General features: G+C 58.6%; 14 protein-coding genes. 9 read left to right on the plus strand and 5 right to left on the minus strand.

What is annotated here, in order from left to right; translation table 11 throughout:
• Window positions 1-21 precede the first annotated feature (21 nt).
• Window positions 22-861 (plus strand): alpha/beta hydrolase, encoded by an 840-nt coding sequence (locus JWR17_RS19595; protein WP_299833935.1) that lies wholly within the window; start codon window positions 22-24, stop codon window positions 859-861.
• Window positions 862-913: 52 nt separating this feature from the next.
• Here JWR17_RS19595 and JWR17_RS19600 read toward each other — a convergent pair whose 3' ends face one another.
• On the minus strand, window positions 914-1,690 hold the full coding sequence (locus JWR17_RS19600) for an alpha/beta hydrolase (RefSeq protein ID WP_299833937.1): 777 nt from the start codon (window positions 1,688-1,690) through the stop codon (window positions 914-916).
• Between the two features lie 395 nt (window positions 1,691-2,085).
• Here JWR17_RS19600 and JWR17_RS19605 point away from each other — a divergent pair, with 395 nt between their 5' ends.
• Genes JWR17_RS19605 through JWR17_RS19615 form a run of 3 tightly spaced genes read left to right on the plus strand, consistent with a single transcriptional unit; the run spans window position 2,086 to window position 6,585 of the window.
• Window positions 2,086-3,327: an MFS transporter gene (locus tag JWR17_RS19605; protein WP_299833939.1), complete on the plus strand. Its 1,242-nt coding sequence runs from the start codon at window positions 2,086-2,088 to the stop codon at window positions 3,325-3,327.
• Window positions 3,320-4,978, plus strand: coding sequence for a thiamine pyrophosphate-binding protein (locus JWR17_RS19610; RefSeq protein ID WP_299833942.1), 1,659 nt, complete (start codon window positions 3,320-3,322; stop codon window positions 4,976-4,978). The genes JWR17_RS19605 and JWR17_RS19610 overlap by 8 nt, the downstream gene beginning before the upstream one ends.
• Before the next feature lie 26 nt (window positions 4,979-5,004).
• Window positions 5,005-6,585 (plus strand): aldehyde dehydrogenase (NADP(+)), encoded by a 1,581-nt coding sequence (locus tag JWR17_RS19615; RefSeq protein ID WP_299833944.1) that lies wholly within the window; start codon window positions 5,005-5,007, stop codon window positions 6,583-6,585.
• A gap of 142 nt (window positions 6,586-6,727) precedes the next feature.
• Here the strand turns inward: JWR17_RS19615 and JWR17_RS19620 are convergent, their stop codons facing one another.
• Window positions 6,728-7,693, minus strand: a complete 966-nt coding sequence (locus tag JWR17_RS19620) for a LysR family transcriptional regulator (RefSeq protein WP_299833945.1) — start codon at window positions 7,691-7,693, stop codon at window positions 6,728-6,730.
• A 223-nt stretch (window positions 7,694-7,916) separates the two neighbouring features.
• Here JWR17_RS19620 and JWR17_RS19625 point away from each other — a divergent pair, with 223 nt between their 5' ends.
• The 5 genes from JWR17_RS19625 to JWR17_RS19645 all read left to right on the plus strand — a co-directional run bounded on the left by JWR17_RS19625 (window position 7,917) and on the right by JWR17_RS19645 (window position 15,148).
• Entirely contained in the window at window positions 7,917-8,924 is a 1,008-nt protein-coding gene (locus JWR17_RS19625; protein ID WP_299833946.1) for a 2-keto-3-deoxygluconate permease, read from the plus strand.
• Window positions 8,921-10,222 (plus strand): four-carbon acid sugar kinase family protein, encoded by a 1,302-nt coding sequence (locus tag JWR17_RS19630; RefSeq protein ID WP_299833947.1) that lies wholly within the window; start codon window positions 8,921-8,923, stop codon window positions 10,220-10,222. The genes JWR17_RS19625 and JWR17_RS19630 overlap by 4 nt, the downstream gene beginning before the upstream one ends.
• A complete protein-coding gene (gene pdxA / locus JWR17_RS19635) occupies window positions 10,219-11,217 on the plus strand; it encodes a 4-hydroxythreonine-4-phosphate dehydrogenase PdxA (RefSeq protein ID WP_299833948.1) in 999 nt (332 codons plus the stop codon). Before JWR17_RS19630 ends, pdxA begins: the two co-directional genes overlap by 4 nt.
• Window positions 11,218-11,304: 87 nt before the next feature.
• On the plus strand, window positions 11,305-12,087 hold the full coding sequence (locus JWR17_RS19640; RefSeq protein ID WP_299833949.1) for a DeoR/GlpR family DNA-binding transcription regulator: 783 nt from the start codon (window positions 11,305-11,307) through the stop codon (window positions 12,085-12,087).
• Window positions 12,088-12,229: 142 nt separating this feature from the next.
• Window positions 12,230-15,148 (plus strand): EAL domain-containing protein, encoded by a 2,919-nt coding sequence (locus JWR17_RS19645; RefSeq protein ID WP_299833950.1) that lies wholly within the window; start codon window positions 12,230-12,232, stop codon window positions 15,146-15,148.
• A gap of 26 nt (window positions 15,149-15,174) precedes the next feature.
• Here JWR17_RS19645 and JWR17_RS19650 read toward each other — a convergent pair whose 3' ends face one another.
• The 3 genes from JWR17_RS19650 to JWR17_RS19660 all read right to left on the minus strand — a co-directional run bounded on the left by JWR17_RS19650 (window position 15,175) and on the right by JWR17_RS19660 (window position 21,963).
• Window positions 15,175-17,544, minus strand: coding sequence for a tetratricopeptide repeat protein (locus JWR17_RS19650; RefSeq protein ID WP_299833951.1), 2,370 nt, complete (start codon window positions 17,542-17,544; stop codon window positions 15,175-15,177).
• Between the two features lie 181 nt (window positions 17,545-17,725).
• Window positions 17,726-20,272 (minus strand): fused MFS/spermidine synthase, encoded by a 2,547-nt coding sequence (locus JWR17_RS19655; RefSeq protein WP_299833952.1) that lies wholly within the window; start codon window positions 20,270-20,272, stop codon window positions 17,726-17,728.
• A gap of 104 nt (window positions 20,273-20,376) precedes the next feature.
• Window positions 20,377-21,963, minus strand: coding sequence for an arylsulfatase (locus JWR17_RS19660; RefSeq protein WP_299833953.1), 1,587 nt, complete (start codon window positions 21,961-21,963; stop codon window positions 20,377-20,379).
• Window positions 21,964-22,082: the final 119 nt, after the last annotated feature.

The following is a 22,082-nucleotide window of genomic DNA, read 5'->3' on the forward strand; positions in this document are numbered from 1 at the left end:
AAATATCAACGAGGTTTAACGATGTTGGCCATCCCTGAAGACACTCCTGCAGCGCGGCATCGCAAGCTGTACTACCGCGGCAGCACGACAATTTTTTCCTGCCGCAAGGACCCGCGTTTCGCGTACTGCCTGTATGTGCCGCAGACCTTCGATGAAGCACCGGAAGACCATCGCCTGCTGGTTGCAGTGCACGGCACTGGCCGGACCATGGTCGAGTACCGTGATGCTTTCGCTGAGTTCGGCCGTTTCAACCGCTATGTGATTCTGGCGCCGCTGTTTCCGGTAGGGCCGCTGGGCGATGGCAATCCCCACGGTTTCAAATACCTGAAGGAAGGCGACATTCGCTACGACGAGGTACTGCTGGCCATGGTCGAGGAAGTCGGCCAGGCGTTGAATGCGCGGTTCGATAAATTTTCGTTGTTTGGTTATTCAGGCGGCGGTCATTTCGCTAACCGCTTCTACTATCTGCACCCGGAACGTCTGCGCTCAGTGTCCATCGGCGCTCCTGGTTCAGTGACGCTGATCGACGAAGGCCGCGATTGGTGGGTTGGCACCGGCGGCATCGAAGCACAGTTCGGCAAAAGCCTGAACGTGGCAGCCTTGCGCGAGGTCGACGTGCAGTTGCTAGTGGGGGCGGCTGATCTGGAAACCTGGGAAATCCATTACGAACCCGGATCGGTGCAGTACATGGAGGGCATCAATGACTCAGGGCGTACTCGGGTCGAACGCAACGCCACACTGGCGCGCAACCTCCAGGCCCACGGTATCCGCGTGCAGCAAGACATCGTACCCAACACCGCCCACGCGGGGATGTCAGTCGTGCCGTATGTGCAGGATTTTCTGTTGGGGTTGGCTGACTGAATACCTTATAAATCCGCAGGTCTCGGTGTGGCGTTGGACTGGGGGTGGGAAATCACAACCCATCCCCTAGCATTTTCAAATACAGCGGGCTGTCGGAGAGGGTGTTATGGCCGCTGTCGGGGATGATTTTCATTGTCGCGATTCCACTTTTGAAATGGGATAGAAGCTCTTCGGTGCTGGCGCGGGGGATGATCTTGTCGTTTTGTGCCGCAATAAAAAGCGTGGGCACATTGATCAGCGGGGCGTAGCGCCACGACTCGTAGGTATCGCGCAACATCCATTTCACTGGGAACAGCGGCATCCTCGCGATCCCGATTTGTAGCAGGCTGTTATAGGGCGTTATCAACACCAGGCGTGCGGCGGGTCGCTCGCTGACGAGGTGGATGGCGACGCCGGTGCCCAAGCTTCTGCCGACCACGGTCACGTGGCTATGCTCCTTGTAAACCGTATCAAACAAGGCTTCGGCGTCGGCGGTGATGAGCGCTTCGGAGGGTGACCCCGTGCTGCCACCGAAACCACGGTAGTGCATCAGGTACAGCGCCTGCTCGGGAAATGCCTGTGAAAACGGCAACAAGTTCAGCGAAACATCTTCGGCGTTACCCCCTAGATAAATCATTGCGTTGGGCCCTGTGTGGGGCCGTACCGAAACCATTATTTTTGCGTCAGGTCGCGCCAGCTCCACTACCGTGGACGCGCCGCCCACCGCCCGCGGCTGGGGGAGATAGATTAACGAACGCTGAAACACCCACAGCAGGCAGCAGATCAATAAATAAAGAACAACGGCCACCACCAGCAGCAACCCGATAAAGCGCAACGTTCGGATGATCATGGCGTCTCCAGTGACATTAGTGCTTTCAGGGTAGTTCAGCTCTGAGGTTGCGTTCGAGTGGAGTGCGGCCATTCCTGTTTCTGGTGTTCGGACCTGCAGAACGTTTCTTGGTCCATATCGAAGGCGGCAAGCGTAATGGCTCCGGCGTGCACATCGACATCAGCGGCCATGAGGGCGACCTGATAGTCAGCAACACCTCGGTCAGACGCGGTGCGTATGCATAAATTCATCGATGGGGCGATTGCCCCCCGCATTTCCACCCTAGCTGCTATGCGGTCCACGCCCTTCGGCGCAGCGGTGCTTTCTCACATACTCGATTCAGCCGCCCTGGCGATATGGCGTATTCCTGACTTATAAAAAATAACAAGCGCAGTCGCGTAATGGAGAAAAACCCTATGCAGTCCTGGTATCACAGCATGGCGCCTAACCAGCGTCGCACCTTCTGGGCGTGTTTCCTCGGATGGGCGCTCGACGCAATGGATGTTCAACTCTTTGCCTTTGTCATCCCTACGTTGCTTGGGGTGTGGGGCATGACCAAAGGCGAGGCTGGCATCATAGGCACTTCGGCGTTGATCTCATCGGCTATCGGTGGGGTGATTGCCGGTGTGCTGGCCGACCGTATCGGTCGGGTCAAAGTATTGAAACTGGCGATCCTTTGGTTCTCTGTGTTCACTGGACTGTCGGCGTTCACCGATTCGTTCCATCAACTGCTATTGACCCGCAGCCTGCAAGGCCTGGGGTTTGGCGGCGAGTGGGCGGCCGGCGCGGTGTTGATCGGCGAAGTGGTGGACAAGCACATCCGTGGCCGTGCGGTGGGTTCGGTACAAGCCGGCTGGCCGGTGGGCTATGCCCTGGCGGCGCTGGCTTACTGGGTCACTTTCAGCCTGCTGCCGGAAACAGAAGCCTGGCGCGTGCTTTTTTTGCTCGGAATTTTGCCCGGTCTGTTGGTGGTATGGATGCGCCGCAACATCAGCGAGTCCGAAGCTTTTGAAGCCGCGGCCAAATACCGGGTCAAAACCAGCCCGCTGAAAACCTTCGGGTTGATCTTCTCGCCCTCGATTTTGCCCATGACGGTCATGGCCTCGCTGATGGCAGCGGGTGCGCTGGGCGGCAACTACACGATCCTGACCTGGCTGGTCACCTACTTGCGTGAAACCCAAGGGCTGACCGTAAGCATGACCTCGTTGTACTTGGCAGTGAATATTTTCGGTTCGTTCTGCGGTTACGTCGGCATGGCGTATCTGAGCGATGGCATTGGTCGGCGCAAGACCTTCGCCTGGTCCGCCGCCGGTGCAACCTTGACCGTCCTGGCCTATACCCAATTCCACCTGCCCATGAGCGTGTTGCTGCTGTTGGGCTTTCCACTTGGCCTGTTCCAGTCGGGTATCGTTTCCGGCATGGGCGCGTGTTTTACCGAGCTGTTTCCTACACAAGTTCGCGGCACTGCCGGTGGTTTTTCCTACAATTTTGGTCGGGGCGTGGGTGCATTGGTTCCGGCTGGCGTCGGCATGACCAGCGGCTCGATTGGCCTCGCGGTATCCATTGGTATTTGGGCGGCCTGTTCATACCTGTTGGTGTTTGCGGTCGCGTTGGTCTTGCCTGAAACCCGTAACAAGGAGCTTGAAGTTCATGTCTGAAGTCACTCAACCACGCAACGGTGGACAGATCCTCGTTGAAGCCTTATTGCGTAACGCGGTGGATACCGTTTACTGCGTTCCTGGCGAAAGCTACTTGCCGGTACTCGATGCCCTGCACGATGCCCAAGCGATTCGAACCATCGTTACTCGTCACGAAGGCGCCGCCTCGAACATGGCTGACGCCTATGGCAAGTTGACCGGCCAGCCGGGGATTTGCTTCGTGACCCGCGGTCCTGGCGCCACCCATGCCAGCAACGGCGTGCACACGGCCAAACAGGATTCGACGCCGATGATTTTGTTCATCGGTCAGGTCGAAAGCAGCTTCAAGGGCCGGGAGGCTTTTCAGGAAGTCGATTACCGGCAGATGTTCGGTGGTCTGGCGAAATGGGTCACCGAGATCGACAGTCTCGAACGTATTCCGGAAATCGTCGCTAAGGCGTTCAGCATCGCGCTTTCCGGACGTCCGGGGCCGGTGGTGATTGGCTTGCCGGAGGAGGTGTTGTTCGGCAGCGGATTGTGTGTCGATGCGCCGCCGGTACGGATTGCCCATGGGGTGCCGGACCCGGCAGCCTTGGATGAGTTGCGGGGATTGTTGGCAACGGCCAGGCAGCCGTTGGTGATAGTGGGCGGCACTGCCTGGGACGATGAGGCGCTCCAGGCCATAAAGCGCTTTGTGACCGCCAACAACTTGCCGGTCGCAGCTTCGTTTCGCCGTCAGGACTTGTTCGATAACCGCGATCCGCATTACGTTGGCATGCTCGGCCTGGGGGTGTCGCCCAAACTTGCTGAGCGTTTGAAGACCAGCGATCTGCTGCTGGTAATCGGCTCGCGGCTCAGCGAAACCGTCTCCAACGGCTATACCCTGATCCAAAGTCCGGTGCCAACCCAGCCGATGGTCCATGTGCATCCTGATCCGCAAGAGTTGGGCCGGGTATATCAGGCACGCTTGCCGATCTTGTCTTCGTTGCGTGGCTTTGCCCATGCCTTGGAACAGCTGACACCGCTGACGGAGCAACCGTGGAAAGCCTGGACCGAAGCAGCACGCGCCGACTATGTGCAGCACTCAACGCCGCTGCCGCCGCACCCGCAACTGGTGGGTGTGGACATGGCGCAAGTGATCGCTCATCTGAACGACGTGCTGCCGGATGATGCAGTGATCAGCAACGGTGCCGGTAACTACACCGTATGGGTTCACCGTTTTTACCGTTATCGTCGGCCCGGCACGGAACTGGCGCCTACCAACGGTGCCATGGGCTACGGTTTTCCGGCTGCGATTGCCGCAAAACTGCAACATCCGGAGCGCACTGTAGTGTGCTTCGCTGGCGACGGTTGTTTCATGATGTACCCCCAGGAATTGGCCACCGCCGTACAATTTGGCGCGCCACTGGTGGTGATTGTGGTCAACAACGGTATGCTTGGGACCATCCGTATGCATCAGGAACGCGAATATCCAGGCCGAGTCTCAGCGACCGACCTGGTCAACCCGGACTTCGTCAACTTGGCCAAGGCCTTTGGGGCTTATGGCGAATTGGTTGAACGAACCGAGGATTTCCCCGCTGCCTTCCAGCGTGCCCAGCAAGCGGGCGTTCCTGCATTAATTGAACTGCGTACGGACTCACGGCAGATTTCGCCCCAGGCGCGTCTGGACTGACAGTTTTCTCTACCAAGGATTCCATCATGCAGATTTCAGGTGAAATGATCATCGGCCAACGTGCCGTCAAAGGACAGGGCGAAGGTGTGTATGCACTCGCAGCCGTTACCGGTGAGCGGCTGGAGCCAGTATTTGGCGCCGCTCAGACCCGCGACATCGACCAGGCGTGTGAACTCGCCGAGTCGGCGTTTGACGCGTACCGGCAGACACCTGACGACAAGCGCGCCGAGTTCCTGGAAGCGATTGCCCAAGGCCTGATCGATCTTGGCGACACCCTCACAGAACGCGCCCATCTGGAAAGTGGCTTACCCAAGCCTCGCCTTGAAGGCGAGCGGATGCGCACGGTGACTCAGTTGCGCCTGTTCGCGACCGTGCTGCGTGAAGGGCGCTGGCACGGCGCGGTGATTGACAGCGCGCTGCCACAACGCGCGCCGCTGCCACGCGCTGATTTGCGTCAACGGCGAATTTCTGTAGGCCCGGTAGCGGTGTTTGGCTCCAGCAACTTCCCGCTGGCGTTCTCGGTAGCCGGTGGCGATACCGCCTCGGCATTGGCCGCCGGTTCGCCAGTGGTGGTCAAAGCTCATAACGCGCACTTGGGTACTTCTGAGTTAGTCGGCCGTGTCATTCAAAAAGCCGCCCACAGTACTGGCATGCCTGAAGGCGTGTTCTCGTTGGTTCTGGGTACAGGTAACGATGTCGGCCAGGCGCTGGTCAGCCACCCGGCCATTCAAGCCGTCGGTTTCACCGGTTCGCGTCAAGGGGGGTTGGCCTTGCTGCGCGCTGCACAAGCACGTTCGGAGCCGATTCCGGTGTATGCCGAGATGAGCAGCATCAACCCGGTATTCCTGATGCCCGCGGCATTGCAGGCGCGCGGTTCGGCTATTGCTAAAAGCTTCGTTGATTCATTGGTATTGGGCGCTGGACAGTTCTGCACCAACCCTGGCCTGTTGATCGCGGTGGAAGGCGAAGCGCTGGAAAATTTCCTCAAGGTTGCAGCCAACGAACTGGCAGAACGCGCCCCGACCACTATGCTCACGCCCGGTATCCACGGCGCGTATTGCAAGGGCCTGCAACGCCTGCGCGACAGCGCTGACGTGAAACCGGTGGCTGAAGGTCTGGCGCCGAAAGGGTTGTACGAAGCGCAGCCCGCAGTTTTCCGTACCGACTCGCAAACCTTTCTGGCCAATCGCTCGCTGGAAGACGAAAACTTCGGTCCGAGTTCGTTGGTGATCGTCTGCCGCGATTTTGCTGATGTGCGCAAGGTCGCATCGCGCCTGGACGGTCAACTGACCGCTACGTTGCAGTTAGACGAAGCGGACTATGCCCAGGCGGCCGAATTGATGCCGACGCTGGAACGTAAAGCAGGGCGCATCCTGTTCAACGACTTCCCCACCGGTGTCGAAGTGAGCTACGCCATGGTCCACGGTGGTCCGTTCCCGGCCACTTCAGACAACCGCACCACCTCAGTGGGCGCTGCGGCCATCGAGCGCTTCTTGCGCCCAGTGTGCTACCAGAACGTCCCGGACCAATTGCTCGCACCCTCGTTGAAAGACGCTAACCCGCTGGACTTGTGGCGGTTGCGTGACGGTGAGTTGGTTAGAGGCTAAGCATTAAGCGCGGCGCGGTGTGTTTTTGGACACCTCAAATTGTAGGAGCTGCCGAAGGCTGCGATCAACCGGGAACCGGCTGCAGCGGTCGATGGCATGAAGGCCATATCGGCCTTATCGCAGCCTTTGGCAGCTCCTACAGTTAATCGGTTTGCTCCCGTGATTCTCCATTGTCCCCTGCTGTATGCAACACCGCATCCGGCCAGTCTCCTCGACGAACCAGTTCCGCCGTACGTTGACGAATAATCTGTGTAACCGCCCACAACCCATCCGGGCTGACGCGGTTTTTTGGCCAGACCATGGCCACGTTACGGCGTATCTCCGGGTCCTGCAGGCGAAAGCTTTTCAGTCTGCCGGCCGCCACTTCCTCGATCACCGCCGCTGACGGCAGCACCGTACACCCGCATTTGGCCAGCACCAGACGCTTGGTGATCGAAATCGAGCCATCGCACTCCAGTGCGATATTTGGCGAAAACCCATAGCGCGCCGCCAGGGTTTCCACCATCACCCGCAAACCGTGGTGTGTGCTGGGCAAAATCAACGGAATATCGGCTAAATCCCGGACGGAAATCGAGTCGCCCTCCAACGGATAGTCGATCGGGGTAATCAGATGGATCTCTTCGCTGAGCAATAAATCGAACTGCAGTGCGCCTGGATGCTCCGGCAAATACAGAATCGCGATGTCCACTTCGCCATCGCTCAAGCGCCCCAGCACCTGGCTTGCCAGTCCCTCGATAAACCGCACTTGGGTCAGCGGAAAACGTTCCTTCAGCGCATGCCCGAGGCTACCAAACAAAATGCGCGCAATGGTCGGTTGGGCAGCGATGCACAAGCGTGCCGGACCCAGTTCGGCACTGTCGCGCATGCCTTGCTGCGCTTCGTTAAGGGTTTGCGCCACCGTATGGGCATACACCAATAGCTGTTGTCCACGTTCGGTCAAACTGACGCCACGCCCGCTGCGATGGAACAACCTCACGCCGAGTTCCGCTTCCAGCAGCCCAATACGGCGACTGACCGTCGATTGGTCCGCGCCCAATTCCATGGCCGCGCGGGAAATGCTGCCGCTGCTGGCGACCTGCGCGAACAGGCCAAGATCATCCGAATTCATGGGGGCTCCTGAGGTGAACAAAAGGGCGCCGACATGATGCCTTGCAATCAGCGGTCGCCGATTGAGATTCGTCAGAATGATTGAAACGAGCATTTTGTCTGATTGGTTTGCGCATTATTTGCCTGTGAGCTAGGATTATTTGATTGAATCAATCAGTGAATTGATCAAGTCCGTCACCCTTAACGTGACGTTGCTCGGCCCCCATAATTATAAGGAGCACCGTGTGGCCCAGTTTCCAATCAAACGCAGCATTGAACGCGTCCCCGGCGGAATGATGATTGTCCCGTTGCTTATCGGGTCGCTGGTGGCTACGTTCATGCCGGACATGCCAAAATTTTTCGGTTCGTTTACCAACGCGCTGTTCACCGGTGCGCTGCCCATTCTCGCCGTATTCTATGTGTGCATGGGCGCCAGCATCGACGTCAAGGCCACGCCTTACTTGCTGAAGAAAGGCGGCGCGTTGTTTGCCACCAAAGTCGGCGCCGCGATCATCATGGGCATCGTCTTCGGCCATTTTCTTGGGGAACAACCCATCTCGTCCGGTTTCTTCGCGGGCATCTCTACGCTGGCGATTGTCGCGGCGATGAACGACACCAACGGTGGCCTGTATATGGCGCTGATGGGTCAATACGGGCGTTCCGAAGACGTCGGCGCCTATACCGTAATGTCCCTGGAGTCCGGCCCTTTCCTGACCATGGTCACCTTGGGTGTTGCCGGGCTGGCGGCGTTCCCGTGGCCAACCCTGTTAGGCAGTATCCTGCCGCTGCTGGTCGGCATGTTGCTCGGTAACCTCGACCGCGAAATGCGTGAGTTCCTGGCCAGGGCTGTGCCGGTGATGATTCCGTTTTTTGCCCTGGCCCTGGGCGCGAGCCTGGATTTGCACAACGTTTGGCAGGCCGGCTTGCTTGGTATCGGAATGGGCGTAGCCGTGGTGGTCGTGACCGGGATTCCATTGTACTTTGCCGACCGGCTTACGGGCGGTACCGGGGTTGCCGGGGTCGCGGCAGCAAACACCGCAGGCAATGCCGCCGCGGTGCCTGCATTGATCGCGGCGGCCAACCCGATCTATGCCGACGCCGCTAAAAGCGCGACGTTGCTGGTGGCGGCCTGCGTAGTGGTTACCGCAATTCTGTCGCCAATCCTGACGGCCGCGGTTGCCCGGCGCTACCAACAACGACAACAGGCAAAAATCCACGCGCAGGCCCTGCCAGAACGAGAGACAACGCGATGACCATGTTGATCATCGCTGACGATTTGTCGGGCGCAGCGGACTGCGCCATTGGTTTCGCCAGTGCGGGCCTGCACACCGTGGTCACCCTGGACCCGCTGAACGCTGGCGCTGATGCCCAAGTGATTGCGGCCGATACGGACACCCGGCGCTTATCACCAGCGCAAGCTGCGGCGCACACCACCGCAGCGTTCAATGCATTGATCAAACCCGGCCAGCGCTTGTACAAAAAAATAGATTCGACCTTGCGCGGTAACTGGGCGGCGGAAGTGGCCGCGCTGCAACAGCTTGCCGGTCTGGCCATTGTCGCCCCCGCATTCCCTGCCACCGGGCGCACCTTGCAGGGCGGCCGCGTGTACGTGAATGGCGAGCCGCTGGAGACTACCGACACCTGGAAGCTGGAAAATTTCGATCGTCCGGCCGACGTTGACGCCATGCTGATGGCTGCCGGGTTGCGTACTGCTCAGTTGGGTGTCGAAACGTTGCGCGGCGACCGCGAAGCGCTGGCTCGGCATATCCTGGCGGTGGCTGACGGTGGGGTCCAGGCGCTGATCGTCGACGCGCACACCGCTGAAGACCTATTGCGGCTCGCCCAGGTGACTGCGCATTTAGAGCAGGCTTTGTTTTGGGTCGGTTCCGGTGGCCTGGCCCGTGAAATCGCTAAGCTGCCTGACTTTTTCCAGTCACTGCCACCGCTCGCTGTGCAGACGCCCCAAGGCAAAACACCACGTGCTTGCGTGCTTGTATTGGTGGGCAGCCTCTCGGCCGTTTCCGGTCGCCAATGCGCCATGCTTCGAGAGCGTGGTTCCGTGGATGAGCTAATGGTGCCTCCTGGGGTATTGCGCGAAGGCCCATGCCACGCTGACTGGTCTAGTTGGCAAGCGCGGGTCGGCGAAGCCCTCGACCGAGCAGACCTGCTGTTGCGCATTGGTCGCGATCAGGCTTTCGATCCGCTCGAAGGCGCGCACCTTTCCACTCAGCTCGCAGAGTTGGTAGCGCCACACTTTGGCAAAGTCGGCGGGCTGATTGCCACGGGCGGGGAAACCGCACGGGCCATGCTGACGGCGGTAGGCATTGGCAGCCTGCAATTGCTGGCCGAAATCGAAGCCGGTGTGGCCTTCGGTCGCCCCATCAGCACTCGCCATGGACATTGTCCCGGCGTTATCACCAAAGCGGGGGCCTTCGGCACCGATCACGCGCTGTATGCCGCCTGGCTGCATATGACTGGCGCCGTTGAACCCAACGGCCTTACGCCACACGAATCGCACATTTATGAATCCAAGGGGTCAAGCACATCATGAGTAATTACCTTCCGATTATTGGCATTACCATGGGTGACGCCACCGGCGTAGGTCCGGAAATTATTGTTAAAAGCCTGACCCACGACGTTGTTTTTCAGCAATGCCGTCCGCTGGTCATCGGTGACGCCCGTCGTCTTGAACAAGCCAATGCCATCGTGGGTGGTAGCGTAAAAATACGGCGCATTAAAGAAGCGGCCGAAGCGCTGTACGAAATCGGCGCCATTGACTGCATCGACCTCGACCTGATTCCTGATGATCTGCCGTTCGGCGTGTTGTCGCCTATCGCCGGTGATGCGGCGTATCAATACATTGCCCGTGCCGTCAAGCTGGCCCAGGCCAAACAAATTGATGCCATTTGCACCGCGCCGCTGAACAAGGAAGCCCTGCACGCCGGTGGTCATAAATTCCCGGGTCATACCGAGATGCTGGCCCAACTGACCAATATCGACGAAGTTTCCATGATGTTGGTGGCACCTCAACTGCGGGTGATTCACGTCACTACCCACATAGGGATCATCGACGCTATCCGCAAAATCGAACCAGGGCTGGTGCAGCGGACCATCGAGCGTGGCAATGCCACCTTGATCAAGGCCGGTATCGCCAAGCCGCGAATCGGTGTCTGCGGGATCAATCCCCACGCAGGGGAAAACGGTTTATTCGGTTATGGCGAAGAAGAAGAAAAAATTATTCCGGCCGTGAAGCTGTTGCAGGAAAAAGGCCTTGATGTGACCGGTCCACTGCCGGCCGATACCTTGTTTTTCCGCGCGGGCCGTGGTGATTTCGACCTGGTGGTGGCGATGTATCACGATCAGGGCCATGGCCCGGTGAAGGTGCTGGGGCTTGAGGCTGGGGTTAACGTCACGGTGGGCTTGGACGTTATCCGGACCTCGGTTGACCACGGCACCGCTTTTGATATCGCGGGCAAGGGCATCGCCGATGAGCGCAGCTTGCTCGAAGCGCTGCGCCAGGGTGCGGAGCTTGCAACGCGACGCTGAGGCGGTCCCGTAGCGGGGCGTGCAGCCATTCAGACGGCGTGCTGGTGTAAGATCGCCGACTGTCTTGAATATGAGCCTTAGCCTGCCATGAAAGTTTCCGAACGTCACCGCGCCATCCTCGACCTGGTGCGCACCCGCGACACCAACGTCGAGCAACTAAGCGCTGCGCTCGGGGTGTCAGAAGCGACGGTTCGCCGTGACCTCACCATGCTCGCCAAGCAACGCCATCTGGTCCGCACCTATGGCGGCGCTACTGCACTGGTCGGTTCGCACGAGCCGGAAGCCTCGCTGGACGAGCGCACATCGGCACGGCGTGATCAAAAAGACGCGATCGCCCAAGCGGCGGCGGCCCATGTGCGTGATGGCGACACCGTATTGCTGGACGGCGGCACCACCTGCGCGGCGCTGGCCGTGCATCTTTATTCGCGACAAGACGTGCATGTGGTGACCAATAATTTGCTCGCGGTCATGACCCTGGCCAATGCACCAGGTGTGCGCCTGACATTGATCGGCGGCGACTTGCGCGGTTCGAGCATGAGCACGCTCGGCCCCTTGGCTGAGCTGACCTTGAGCCGACTCAGCGTGGACAAAGCCTTTCTCGGCGCCGATGGGGTGGTGGCGGAATTTGGCTTGTGCGAAGCCAGCGCCCAGCAAGCCTACCTCAAGGAATGCATCATCAAGCGCGCGGCGGAAATTATCGTTTTGGCTGATTCGGACAAGCTGGGTCGCGCCCGTCAGCAACACTGGACGCCTATCGAACGAGACTGGCGCCTGATCACCTGCGCCGCTGCCGATGAACCGAATCTGGCGGCTTTTCGCGCCATCAAACGGATCATTGTCGAGATCGCTACAGTCAATAACTACGATTGATTCGTTACTTCGACAACTAATCGTACTAAAGGCTATAAAACTATTGAAAAAAGTGTCGATAAGCTTTAAATGAGACGTTAACTGGCGCATCGCTAGCAACAAACAAAAGATGAGTACCGCCATTTCTTGGCATGGAGCGCTGATGAGTATTCGTCTCGTGACCGACGCGGCGCAAGGATTAACGGCAGGCGGTGGGGTTGTACCTCAATCCATCGGCAAGCCGGGCACCAGGATGACAGCTGCTGGCGGCGAAGAATCGATCAAATATCTCCTGGACGCAGCACGCTGCTGGTCCCATACCACCGCTTGGGTTGTTTACCGGGCGGGTGAACAATTACACCTGGTCGGGCAGGGCGATGCGCGGGTGCAATGGCCCTCGAGCATTGCCAACGAAGCGTTCGAAGAATTTTGTGCGGTCTGGCGGCTGCATCGCTGGCCAACCGGCACTGGCGAAAGCGTGCTCGGTTGGTTATTGGCCCCCCTGGACGACGAAAAAGAGCCGGCACTGGCCGACTTTGCCATGCGCCTGGGTCGCCAGGTACAAACCGACACCCTGGCCCGGGCGCAGATTACCCAGCGGGTGTTGTATGAAATCACCTACCTCGCCAGCTCAACGCGGGACCGGTCGGTCTTTCTCGTGGGTATCCATCAGCTTCTCGCCACGTTGATTGATGCGGAAAACTTCTACCTCGCGCTGTATGACCCGCGCACCGGCAAAATTGCCTACCCCTACTATGTCGACATTATCGACGTGGATGCGTTGGAAGCCGAGAACTACGAGTTTCTTGACACCACGCACTTGTCCATGACTGGGCAGGTATTAACTTCAGGTCAACCTCTATTGATCGACGCGGCGGCAATTTGTGCCGCGCAGGCCGAAGGACGGTTTTTTTGCGTGGGCGAGCGTCCGGAATTCTGGATGGGCGCACCGCTGAAAAACGCCTCGGACGATGTGTTCGGCATGTTGGCGATGCAGGTCTATGACGTCTCCCGGGTTTACAGCGCTGAAGACCGAGCATTGTTTCTGGTGGTAGCACGCCATGTGGCAATGGCACTTGATCGGCTGCTGCACCGCGCTGACCTGGAGGAAACCGTCATGCGCAGGACGCTGGAGCTGTCGGAGCTCAATAGCGCCCTGCGCCAAGAAGTCGCCGACCGAGAGCGTGCCGAGCATTTGCAGAACGTACTGTTCCAGATTGCCGAGCTGTCCAGCAGGCCCGGCGACATGGCGGAGCTGTTTCAAAGCCTGCACGTTATCGTCGGCGATTTGCTGTTTGCAAAGAACTTTTACATCGCTCTGTTTGACGAAGCCACGTCAGAGGTGACCTTCCCGTACTACGTCGATGAACAATTAGGCGGTCGCCCATTTGCGCGCCGTGGTCAGCGGGGTTACACCGAGTATGTGATTCGTCAGCGTCGGCCATGCCTGATTGACGCCGCCGAAGCGATCAGGCTCAAGGAAGTGGGTGAAATCGACATTTTCAATGACGCGACGCGCTCGCAGTCGTGGCTAGGTGTTCCACTGTTCGAGAGCGGCGTGGTTCGCGGCGTGTTGGTGGTGCAGAGCTACAGTACCCAATTCAGTTATTCGCTGCGTGATCAGGAACTGTTGACCTTTGTTTCGAGGCACATCGAAACCGCATTGTCGCGACGCAGCGCCGCAGATGCCGTTCACGCCGCTAATTTGAAGCTCGAAGCGCGGGTTCGTGATCGGACCCGGGAGCTGGACGACGCAAACGCCCAGTTGCAGCATGAAAACTCCCACGACGGATTGACGGGCTTACCCAATCGCACGTATTTGCAGCAGCGCCTGGATTCCGCCTGGAGGCGGTTCTGCAAAGACAGTCGACCGTTGGCCGTCATGTTTATCGACCTCGACCGTTTTAAGGTGGTCAACGACAGCCTTGGCCATCATTTCGGCGACCTGCTGCTGTGCGAGGCGGCCAACCGTCTGCGCAGCTGCTTGCGTGACTCGGACATGTTGGCTCGGCTCGGCGGTGACGAGTTTGCGGTCATGGCGCCAGAGGCGCCGCTTGAGACCGTGATCGACATCGGCGAGCGAATTCTTGCGGCATTCGACCTGCCGTTCTTCATCAATGGGCATGAAGTATTTTCATCCTGCAGCATCGGTATTGTCAGCGCGGATATCCAGTTTCACCACGAACCGGCCGACTTGTTGCGCGATGCCGACATGGCGATGTACCGAGTGAAAAGTGGCGGTCGGGACAGCTACGCCGTGTTCAATCAAGAAGTACGGCGTGAGGTGTCCGATCAGGTCGAGCGCGAGGGTGCGTTGCGCAATGCGCTCAAACGCAGCGACGAATTATTACCGTATTTTCAGCCGATCGTGAACGTCGAGACCGGGAAACTGGTGGCGCTTGAAGCCCTTATTCGTTGGCATCAGGCGGATGGAAAGGTGATCCCGCCGGGGGATTTCTTGCCAGACGTTGAGGGTTTGCGTCTGATCGGACGGTTGGATCTCTACATGCTGACCAGCATTGCGCAGATTCTGGCGCAGCCTGAGCACAGCCAGTGGCCACCGGTTCACGTGAACTGCTCGAGCTACAGCATGACCCGCCCGGAATTTGCCGGTGAAGTGCTGTCGTTATTGAAACGGCACGACGTGGCGCCGTCGCGGATATGCCTGGAATTGACCGAAGGTGCGCTGGTGGCGGAGCCGGCGATCGCCCGGCAGACCATGCAGCAACTGGCCGACAATGGAATGTCGGTGGTGCTGGATGACTTCGGCGCGGGATTCTCTTCCCTCAGTTATGTGCATCAATATCGCTTCAGCGGTTTGAAAATCGACAAGTCGTTCATCCTTGAACTCACCACCAGCCCGCGCAGCCGCGCGATTGTCCGGGCCATTGTGCGAATGGCCGAGTCGCTTGATCTGTCAGTGGTTGCCGAAGGCGTTGAAGATCAGGCAACCCTCGACCTGCTGCGGGAAATGGGCGCCGGCCAGGCCCAGGGTTATTATTTTGCGAAACCCATGTCCCTGGAAAAACTGATCGCCCCCGCCGAGTCCGCCCGATTGTGGCAGTTGGCGATGCCGGTTTAGCCCTGGCAAGCCAAGGGCTTGCGGGCTTAACCGGTCGGCGGTTTGACCAATACCGGGTCGTCGGGGTTGATCTTGATCAGATCCACCAGTAACTGCTGTGCGCGGGCCGCCTTGGCGTTCTCCTGCAGGTAGCGCACCAGGGTCAGGCGCACATCACGGTTTTGCGGGTGCTGCGCCAATAGTTTTTCAAGCTGCTCGCAAGCCTGGGCCAATTGACCGTTGTCATGGGTGGCGATGGCCAGTACAAAGCCAAACTGGGCGTTCTCAGGTGCTAGCCGGGTGGCCGCTTGCAATGCGCCCATGGCGGGCTGCGTTTGACCCGCACGTATCAGCGCAAGCCCTTGGGTGTGATTGAGCAGGGCTGAATCGGGATGTTTTGCCAACTCGCTGCTTAGCAGTAATGAAGCCTCAGTGGAGCGGTTATTGCCTTCCAGCCATTGCGCCAACGCGATCACCGCAGGGTAAAAGTCTGGGTCACGCAACAGCGCGCTACGCAGGCGTGGTTCGACTTCTGCCGAACGACCATTGGCTTGGTAAAGTAGTGCCAGGTTCAAGTTAGCTTCCGCGCGTTCCGAGAGATTTTTCTGTACCTGTTCGTACTCGCCGATGGCGGCTTGCCAGTCAGCCTGGGCGACACCCAAACCGGCATTTGCAGCACCCAACAGATCCCGCGCTGCTGCAATACGTACCGCCAGGACCGGGTCCCTCAAGAGCGGCGACAGTAGCCCGGTACGTTGTTCTGCCGGGATAAACGCGCTGACCACGTGAACGGCACTTTCGCGAACTTGCGGCGCGCCGTTTTGCAGGTCTTTAATCGCCAGTTTCAGTGCTCGCTCGCTGGGATAGGCGGGTAATTCAGCGAGCAAAGTGGCGCGACGGATGGCCGGTAAATTGTTGCGCTGCAGTTGGTCGATCAACGCTTGGGCCGCGCCGGGAAGCCCATTACGAATCAGCAGCAAGCTTTCGTCATAACGGGAAGGTTCCAAGGCTTTGCTCGCATACCATCGGTTGAATTGCTCGCTGACTTTACTCACAGCCGTGTCTTTATGACAGCCTAGGCACGCGTCCGCAGTGCCCAGCTTTTGTGCGCGGTCGGGGTTGGGAATGGTGAAGCTGTGGTCATGGCGGTAATCGTTAATCATGTAAAGCTTGCCGGGCATATGGCAATCCACACACTGTGAGCCGGCCTGGCCCATCAGATGGTTGTGGTGCTCCGGGGAGTCGTAGTTCTTCGCCTGCAGACCTGCACCGTCGACCCCTGCAATGGGTGTTTTGCCCGACGGGTTATGGCATTGCACACAAACGCCGTTACCCACGACTTTAAGCTCGGTGCTGTGGGGGTTGTGGCAGTTGCTGCAGCGCACGCCTTTGTCGAACATTTTGCTTTGTAGAAATGAGCCGTGTTCGAACACTTCATCCTTGATCTTGCCGTCCAGCCCATACAGCTCGCGGGTCAGCGCGCTGGGTAGATAGTCATCCATCAGCCGCTTGCCGACACGGTAGCCATCACCCAACGGCGCGCGTCGCGAATGACAACGGGCGCAGGTTTCGATTTCAGTGGTGGAGTCCTTATCTTTTAAATTCACCGCGAAACCAGCATTGAGCAAGCCGTTGGGTTTGGCGGTCCATGCCAAGTGCTGAGAGGCCGGTCCATGGCATGACTGGCAACCGACACCGAGGCTGTTCCATTGGCTGGCAAAGCTGTTGTTGACCGGGTCGAAGTTGCGTTTGAAACCGGTGGTGTGGCATTCAACGCACATGAAATTGGCGTTTTGCGCGGGCTTGGTCCAGTGCAGCGGATTTTTGAAGTCGACGCCTTGGCCTGGATACAGATGAAACCAGTGATTTTTCTCTGTATCCCATGCCACACCCAGGGCTTGCAAGCGTCCGCCAGGAACTTCGATCAAGTATTGCTGCAAGGGCGCGACGCCGAAGGTATAAGCCACTTTGAAATCAGCTGGCTTGCCATCGTTACCTGGAGTGTTGACCCAAAAGGCTTGGTCTTTGCGGAAGAAGCGGGTGATTTCTGTTTCGTCCTTGAACGATTGGTCACTGAAGTTGGCGAGCACTGTGTGTTCATCAGCAGCCTGCATCGCCAGTTGGTGATGCGAGCCTTGCCAGTCTTTGACTTGGGCGCTATGACAGCCTTGGCACTGTTGTTCGTTGACCATAACGGCCGGGCTGGCGTGCGCCGTTTCTATCGGCTTCACGGGCTGCGGCGGTGAAACCTTTACGGTCGGTGCAAGCATGACGCTTGGCGTGCTGTCTTGCAGATAGATCCATACTCCCGCAACCATCAGCAGAAGAACGGCCAAAGCCGGATAAACAAGATTGAAAGACCGATGAGGCTTGGGGCTGGAAAGTGGCTTCTTGGTTTTATTTACAGATTTTCGCATGCCAACGTCCATTGTCCCGATGAATGCGCTCAGGCGCTGAATGCAGCTTTGACGTGAAGCGTGGGCTCTGTCAAATGCAGCCGGTGGTTAACGAACGTGTTCGCGAAAGCCATAACGGTTTTTCAAAATAACCGCGCCGCTGAATTCCCGGACTGATTCGGTCCCGCTGGCGTGGACAGGTTCACCGTCCACCGCCCATAAACCACCAATAATACGGATTGGCCCCGTCGTCTTCGGCCACTTCGCCCATGTCTTTGGCCCAGCCGGCGCGGTCGCCTTGGTAGGCGTGCAGGCTGGCGGCATAGAACTGCATGAGTCGCAGATGGTGGTCGTTCATTCGTGCGTTGAAATCCGCGTCGGTATTAATCAAGGGCGGAGGTTGATAAAACGACAGCAGCGTCGGCAACACCCGAATGATTTCATCCGGCCTGACCCACGGCGCGTATTCGATGCGTGGTTGATCGTCAGTCACTGGTAGCGCGGATTTGGCGAACCGCTCCAGACCGCTGCGGTCGGTCACCCACGTCGCCATCAAGGCTGCGGAAGAACTGATACCCACCTCCTGTAATGCATCGCGCACCGATGGTTGATTGAACCGTGCGCTAATCCGCGCGGCATCGAGTTCTATGGGCTCAAGGGAACCCACCAGCAGCATTTCGTGGAACTCGCTGGTCCATAACGTGGCATAGGGAAACACGTCGAGGAAGCTGCGCACCAGCGAGCGGGTTTCCTCAATATTCTGCGTCGGCAGCGGTAACCACTGAGCTAGCAGCCCATTGTGTTGCAAGCGCTTGGCGGCCAGTTGGTAAAAATCCCGGGAGTAAAGGTTAACCACACCCACAGCAGACGGCGGCGGCGGTTCAAGGGTGATCAGGTCATAGCGGGCCTCGCTGGACAGCAGTTCCTGGCGACCGTCGCGTAAGCGAACATCGATGCCGGGTGCGCTTGCGGCGTTGTAATTACCTTTAAACAGTGACGCTGCCTTGATTACCGTGGGCAGCAGCTCCGCGACGACCCGTTGGTGCAGCGCAGGGTATTGCAGCAAGGCCCCCGCAGTAATCCCCGTACCGAAACCAATGACCAATGCCGAGCGTGGCTCCGCGTTATGAATCAGCAGTGGCAGCAGCGCTTGGATGCGCATATAACGCAACGACGGCATCGCATCGCCAGTGTTTGAAACACCCTGAATATACAGGCGGTGGAACGCGCGTTGCCCTTGGCCTTGAGTCACCACCGCCACGGTGCCGCCCCGGCCCTCCTGGTAAAACGACAACTCGCCGTTTCGGGCGCCGGGCAACAACTGCGCCAGTCGGTTAACCGGGGTGAAACCAGCCACGATCAATGACAACGCGGCGACCATCAGCACGCCGCGACGTCGTCCTTTACTAACCGATACCCCACGTTCAACCGCGACTATTGCGATGACCGCCGCGATGCAGGCCAACACCGCGAGGCTGCGGACCAGGCCCAGGGTTGGCACCAGCACAAAACCACTGAGCAACACCCCGACGATGCCGCCCAAGGTGTTGAACGCCACCACCGCGCCTACGTCTCGGCCGACCTGTTGGCTGTTGACGCAAAGCCGAAGCGCCACGGGAAAAGCTGCGCCGAGCAACACTGTTGGAACAAACACAATGCCCAGCGCCGCCACCGCGAATCGCCCGCTCATGCTACTCAGACCGCTGCCTCCCACAGCCAGAATCATGGCTTCGGCCTGGGTTTGTAAAAGCACAAGCCACCGACCGAGGACGGCGATTTCTGCCAATGCCACCAGCCCGGCCGCTGCAATCAGCAGTCCGAACAGGCCCCATGGGTCGCGCAGCTTATCCACGCGCCGGGCGATCAACGCGCTGCCGATGACCAGGCCTGTAAGGTAGGTCGCCAGCACCACGGCAAAGGCAAAGGTGCGGGTGCTCATGAACTGCACGATGGACTGCGACCAGACTACTTCGTAACCCAGCGCGACACCGCCTGCGATGGCGTACAGGATCAATGCCAGACGTGTCGAAGGGGGGCTTGCGGTTGGCTTTAGCGCGGGCGCTACGGTTGCCGACGAAAAGGTTCGGCGTACTATCGCCAACGCTCCGGCCCCTGCAATGAGATTGAGCGCTGCCGCGAAAAAGGCGCTGCCCTGGACCCCGAATGCCGGGATCAACACAAAGGATGTCAGCACCGTGCCGGTGATCGCTCCGGCGGTATTGGCGGCGTATAACCGGGCACCGGCGGCGCCCAGATGGCTTGCATCTGGCGCCAGCGCGCGAATCATCATCGGTAGTGTTCCGCCCATGAGAAACGCCGGAATTCCGACCAACGAAAACGGCAGCAACCACGCCAGCAAGCCGACCTGTTGTTGCAGCCAAACGAACGGGTTGGCGGCGTGACCCAGGGCCAACGTAGCGCCAATGCCCAGGGCAGCCACCAGAAGTTCCACCGCCGCGTATAGAAACACCGGCTTTGCCAACCGGTCTGCCCAGCGGCCGAAAGCCAGCCCGCCCAAGGCCAGGCCGGCGAAAAATGCGCTGATACCCACGGTGATGGCGTACACCTCGACGCCGACCACCAAGGACAATTGCTTGATCCACAGCACTTGGTAGATCAGCGCGGCACTGCCGGAAACGCCCAGTAATAAAGCCGGGATCAGCACCGAGGGGACAGTTCGTACGGCGCTGACGGAGGATCCAGCCTTGGCGGTGGCGATGCGGCGTGAAGGGTGGCGCGCTGATGACATCGGTAACTGCCTTGTACAGATACAAGAAACATGCGGCCATTGGCAGCCACAGGGCGAGGAACAAGGCCGCCCACCGAGGTTAACAGTGGGCGGTGATAACGCGTTTACTCTTTAGGCTGATCTTTCATTTTTTCTGCGATTTTTGCATCCACTGCAGCACGGATCTGATCAATGCTGAAGCTGGCCGGTTTTTGGCTGGGTGGGTATTCAATGAAGGTCTGCAAGAACTTCGCCGATTTGGTGACTGCTACTGCGGCGAGATAAATGTTTTTGGTGCTCCAGTCATAGAACTGATCGGACACCACGTCCGCACGCTCGTAGGGGTCCATGCGCAAGTTGAGAATTTTTGGCACGCGCAGGCACACGAATGGCTCGCTCCAGACCCGGAAGCCGCCCGGTTGGCGTTGCTCACAAAACACCACTTTCCAATTGTCGAAGCGCATGGACACCAGCATGCCGTCATCGTTGAAGTAATAGAACTCGTGCCGCGCACTGGTGGGTTGTTGGCCGGTCAGGTACGGTAGCTGGTTGTAGCCGTCGAGGTGCACCTTGAACGTGGTGCCCCCAGCGGTGGGTGCCCAGCCCTTGAGCAGCTTGTCTTTGACATCGGCATCGCCTGCCGCTGCCAACAGCGTCGGGAACCAGTCCATGCCGGACATCATGTCATTGGAGACCTCCCCGGCCTTGATCTTGCCCGGCCAGCGAACAATGGCAGGCACTCGGTAAGCACCTTCCCAATTGGAGTTTTTCTCGTTACGGAAGGGCGTAGTCGCGGCGTCCGGCCAAGTGAACTGGTTGGGGCCATTGTCGGTGGTATAGACGACGATGGTGTTATCGGCGATCTTCAGTTCGTCAACGGTCTGCAACAGTTTGCCCACATCATTATCGTGTTCAATCATACCGTCGGCATATTCGTTCCCCGGCATGCCGCTTTGGCCTTTCATCGACTCCCGCACGTGGGTGAACGCGTGCATGCGCGTGGTGTTCATCCAGACAAAGAAAGGCTTGTTGGCCGCCACTTGTTTTTTCATGAACTCTTGAGCGGCTGCGGTGGTTTCGTCGTCAATGGTTTCCATGCGTTTGACGTTAAGCGGCCCGGTGTCCTCGATTTTGCCATCGGCGAAGCTGTGGATCACGCCACGGGGCGAGTTGGCTTTGACAAAGTCGGCGTCGTCTTTGGGCCAATAAGGGCGTTCCGGTTCTTCTTCTGCGTTGAGGTGGTACAGGTTGCCGAAGAACTCATCAAAGCCGTGGGCGGTCGGCAAGTATTCGTCGCGATCACCCAAGTGGTTCTTGCCGAATTGACCGGTGGCGTACCCCAGTCCCTTGAGCGCCTGGGCGATGGTGATGTCGCGTTTTTGCAAACCGACAGGAGCGCCCGGAATACCCACCTTCGACAGGCCCGTTCGCAGTGGCGTCTGGCCGGTGATAAAGCTGGAACGCCCGGCGGTGCAGCTGTTCTCCGCGTAATAATCGGTGAACATCGTGCCTTCTTTGGCGATTCTGTCGATGTTAGGCGTTTTGTAACCCACCACGCCCATTGAATAGGCGCTGATATTGGTTTGCCCAATATCGTCTCCGAATATCACCAGGATATTGGGTTTTTCTGCGGCCCCGGCGGCCGCCGAAATCCCCATTACCGCCACCGCCACCAGGGCGAGTTTGGGTAGCCACTTGCGTATGCGAGTCATGAGACCTGCTCCTTTCTGCGCTAGCTGAAGTCGCCTTCATGCGACCAAGGGTTCTGCGGGTTTACGGTGTTGTTTTGCGTTATTGCGTTAACAGCAGCATCGTCGAGTAATCGCGGCAG

The organism is Pseudomonas sp., from assembly GCF_028293835.1.
In the GTDB taxonomy this organism is placed as follows: domain Bacteria; phylum Pseudomonadota; class Gammaproteobacteria; order Pseudomonadales; family Pseudomonadaceae; genus Aquipseudomonas.

Coding starts and splice junctions, on each gene's coding strand:
- JWR17_RS19595 (WP_299833935.1), top strand. CDS start 22: ATGTTGGCCATCCCTGAAGACACTCCTGCAGCGCGGCATCGCAAGCTG.
- JWR17_RS19600 (WP_299833937.1), bottom strand. CDS start 1,690: ATGATCATCCGAACGTTGCGCTTTATCGGGTTGCTGCTGGTGGTGGCC.
- JWR17_RS19605 (WP_299833939.1), top strand. CDS start 2,086: ATGCAGTCCTGGTATCACAGCATGGCGCCTAACCAGCGTCGCACCTTC.
- JWR17_RS19610 (WP_299833942.1), top strand. CDS start 3,320: ATGTCTGAAGTCACTCAACCACGCAACGGTGGACAGATCCTCGTTGAA.
- JWR17_RS19615 (WP_299833944.1), top strand. CDS start 5,005: ATGCAGATTTCAGGTGAAATGATCATCGGCCAACGTGCCGTCAAAGGA.
- JWR17_RS19620 (WP_299833945.1), bottom strand. CDS start 7,693: ATGAATTCGGATGATCTTGGCCTGTTCGCGCAGGTCGCCAGCAGCGGC.
- JWR17_RS19630 (WP_299833947.1), top strand. CDS start 8,921: ATGACCATGTTGATCATCGCTGACGATTTGTCGGGCGCAGCGGACTGC.
- pdxA (WP_299833948.1), top strand. CDS start 10,219: ATGAGTAATTACCTTCCGATTATTGGCATTACCATGGGTGACGCCACC.
- JWR17_RS19640 (WP_299833949.1), top strand. CDS start 11,305: ATGAAAGTTTCCGAACGTCACCGCGCCATCCTCGACCTGGTGCGCACC.
- JWR17_RS19645 (WP_299833950.1), top strand. CDS start 12,230: ATGAGTATTCGTCTCGTGACCGACGCGGCGCAAGGATTAACGGCAGGC.
- JWR17_RS19650 (WP_299833951.1), bottom strand. CDS start 17,544: ATGCGAAAATCTGTAAATAAAACCAAGAAGCCACTTTCCAGCCCCAAG.
- JWR17_RS19655 (WP_299833952.1), bottom strand. CDS start 20,272: ATGTCATCAGCGCGCCACCCTTCACGCCGCATCGCCACCGCCAAGGCT.
- JWR17_RS19660 (WP_299833953.1), bottom strand. CDS start 21,963: ATGACTCGCATACGCAAGTGGCTACCCAAACTCGCCCTGGTGGCGGTG.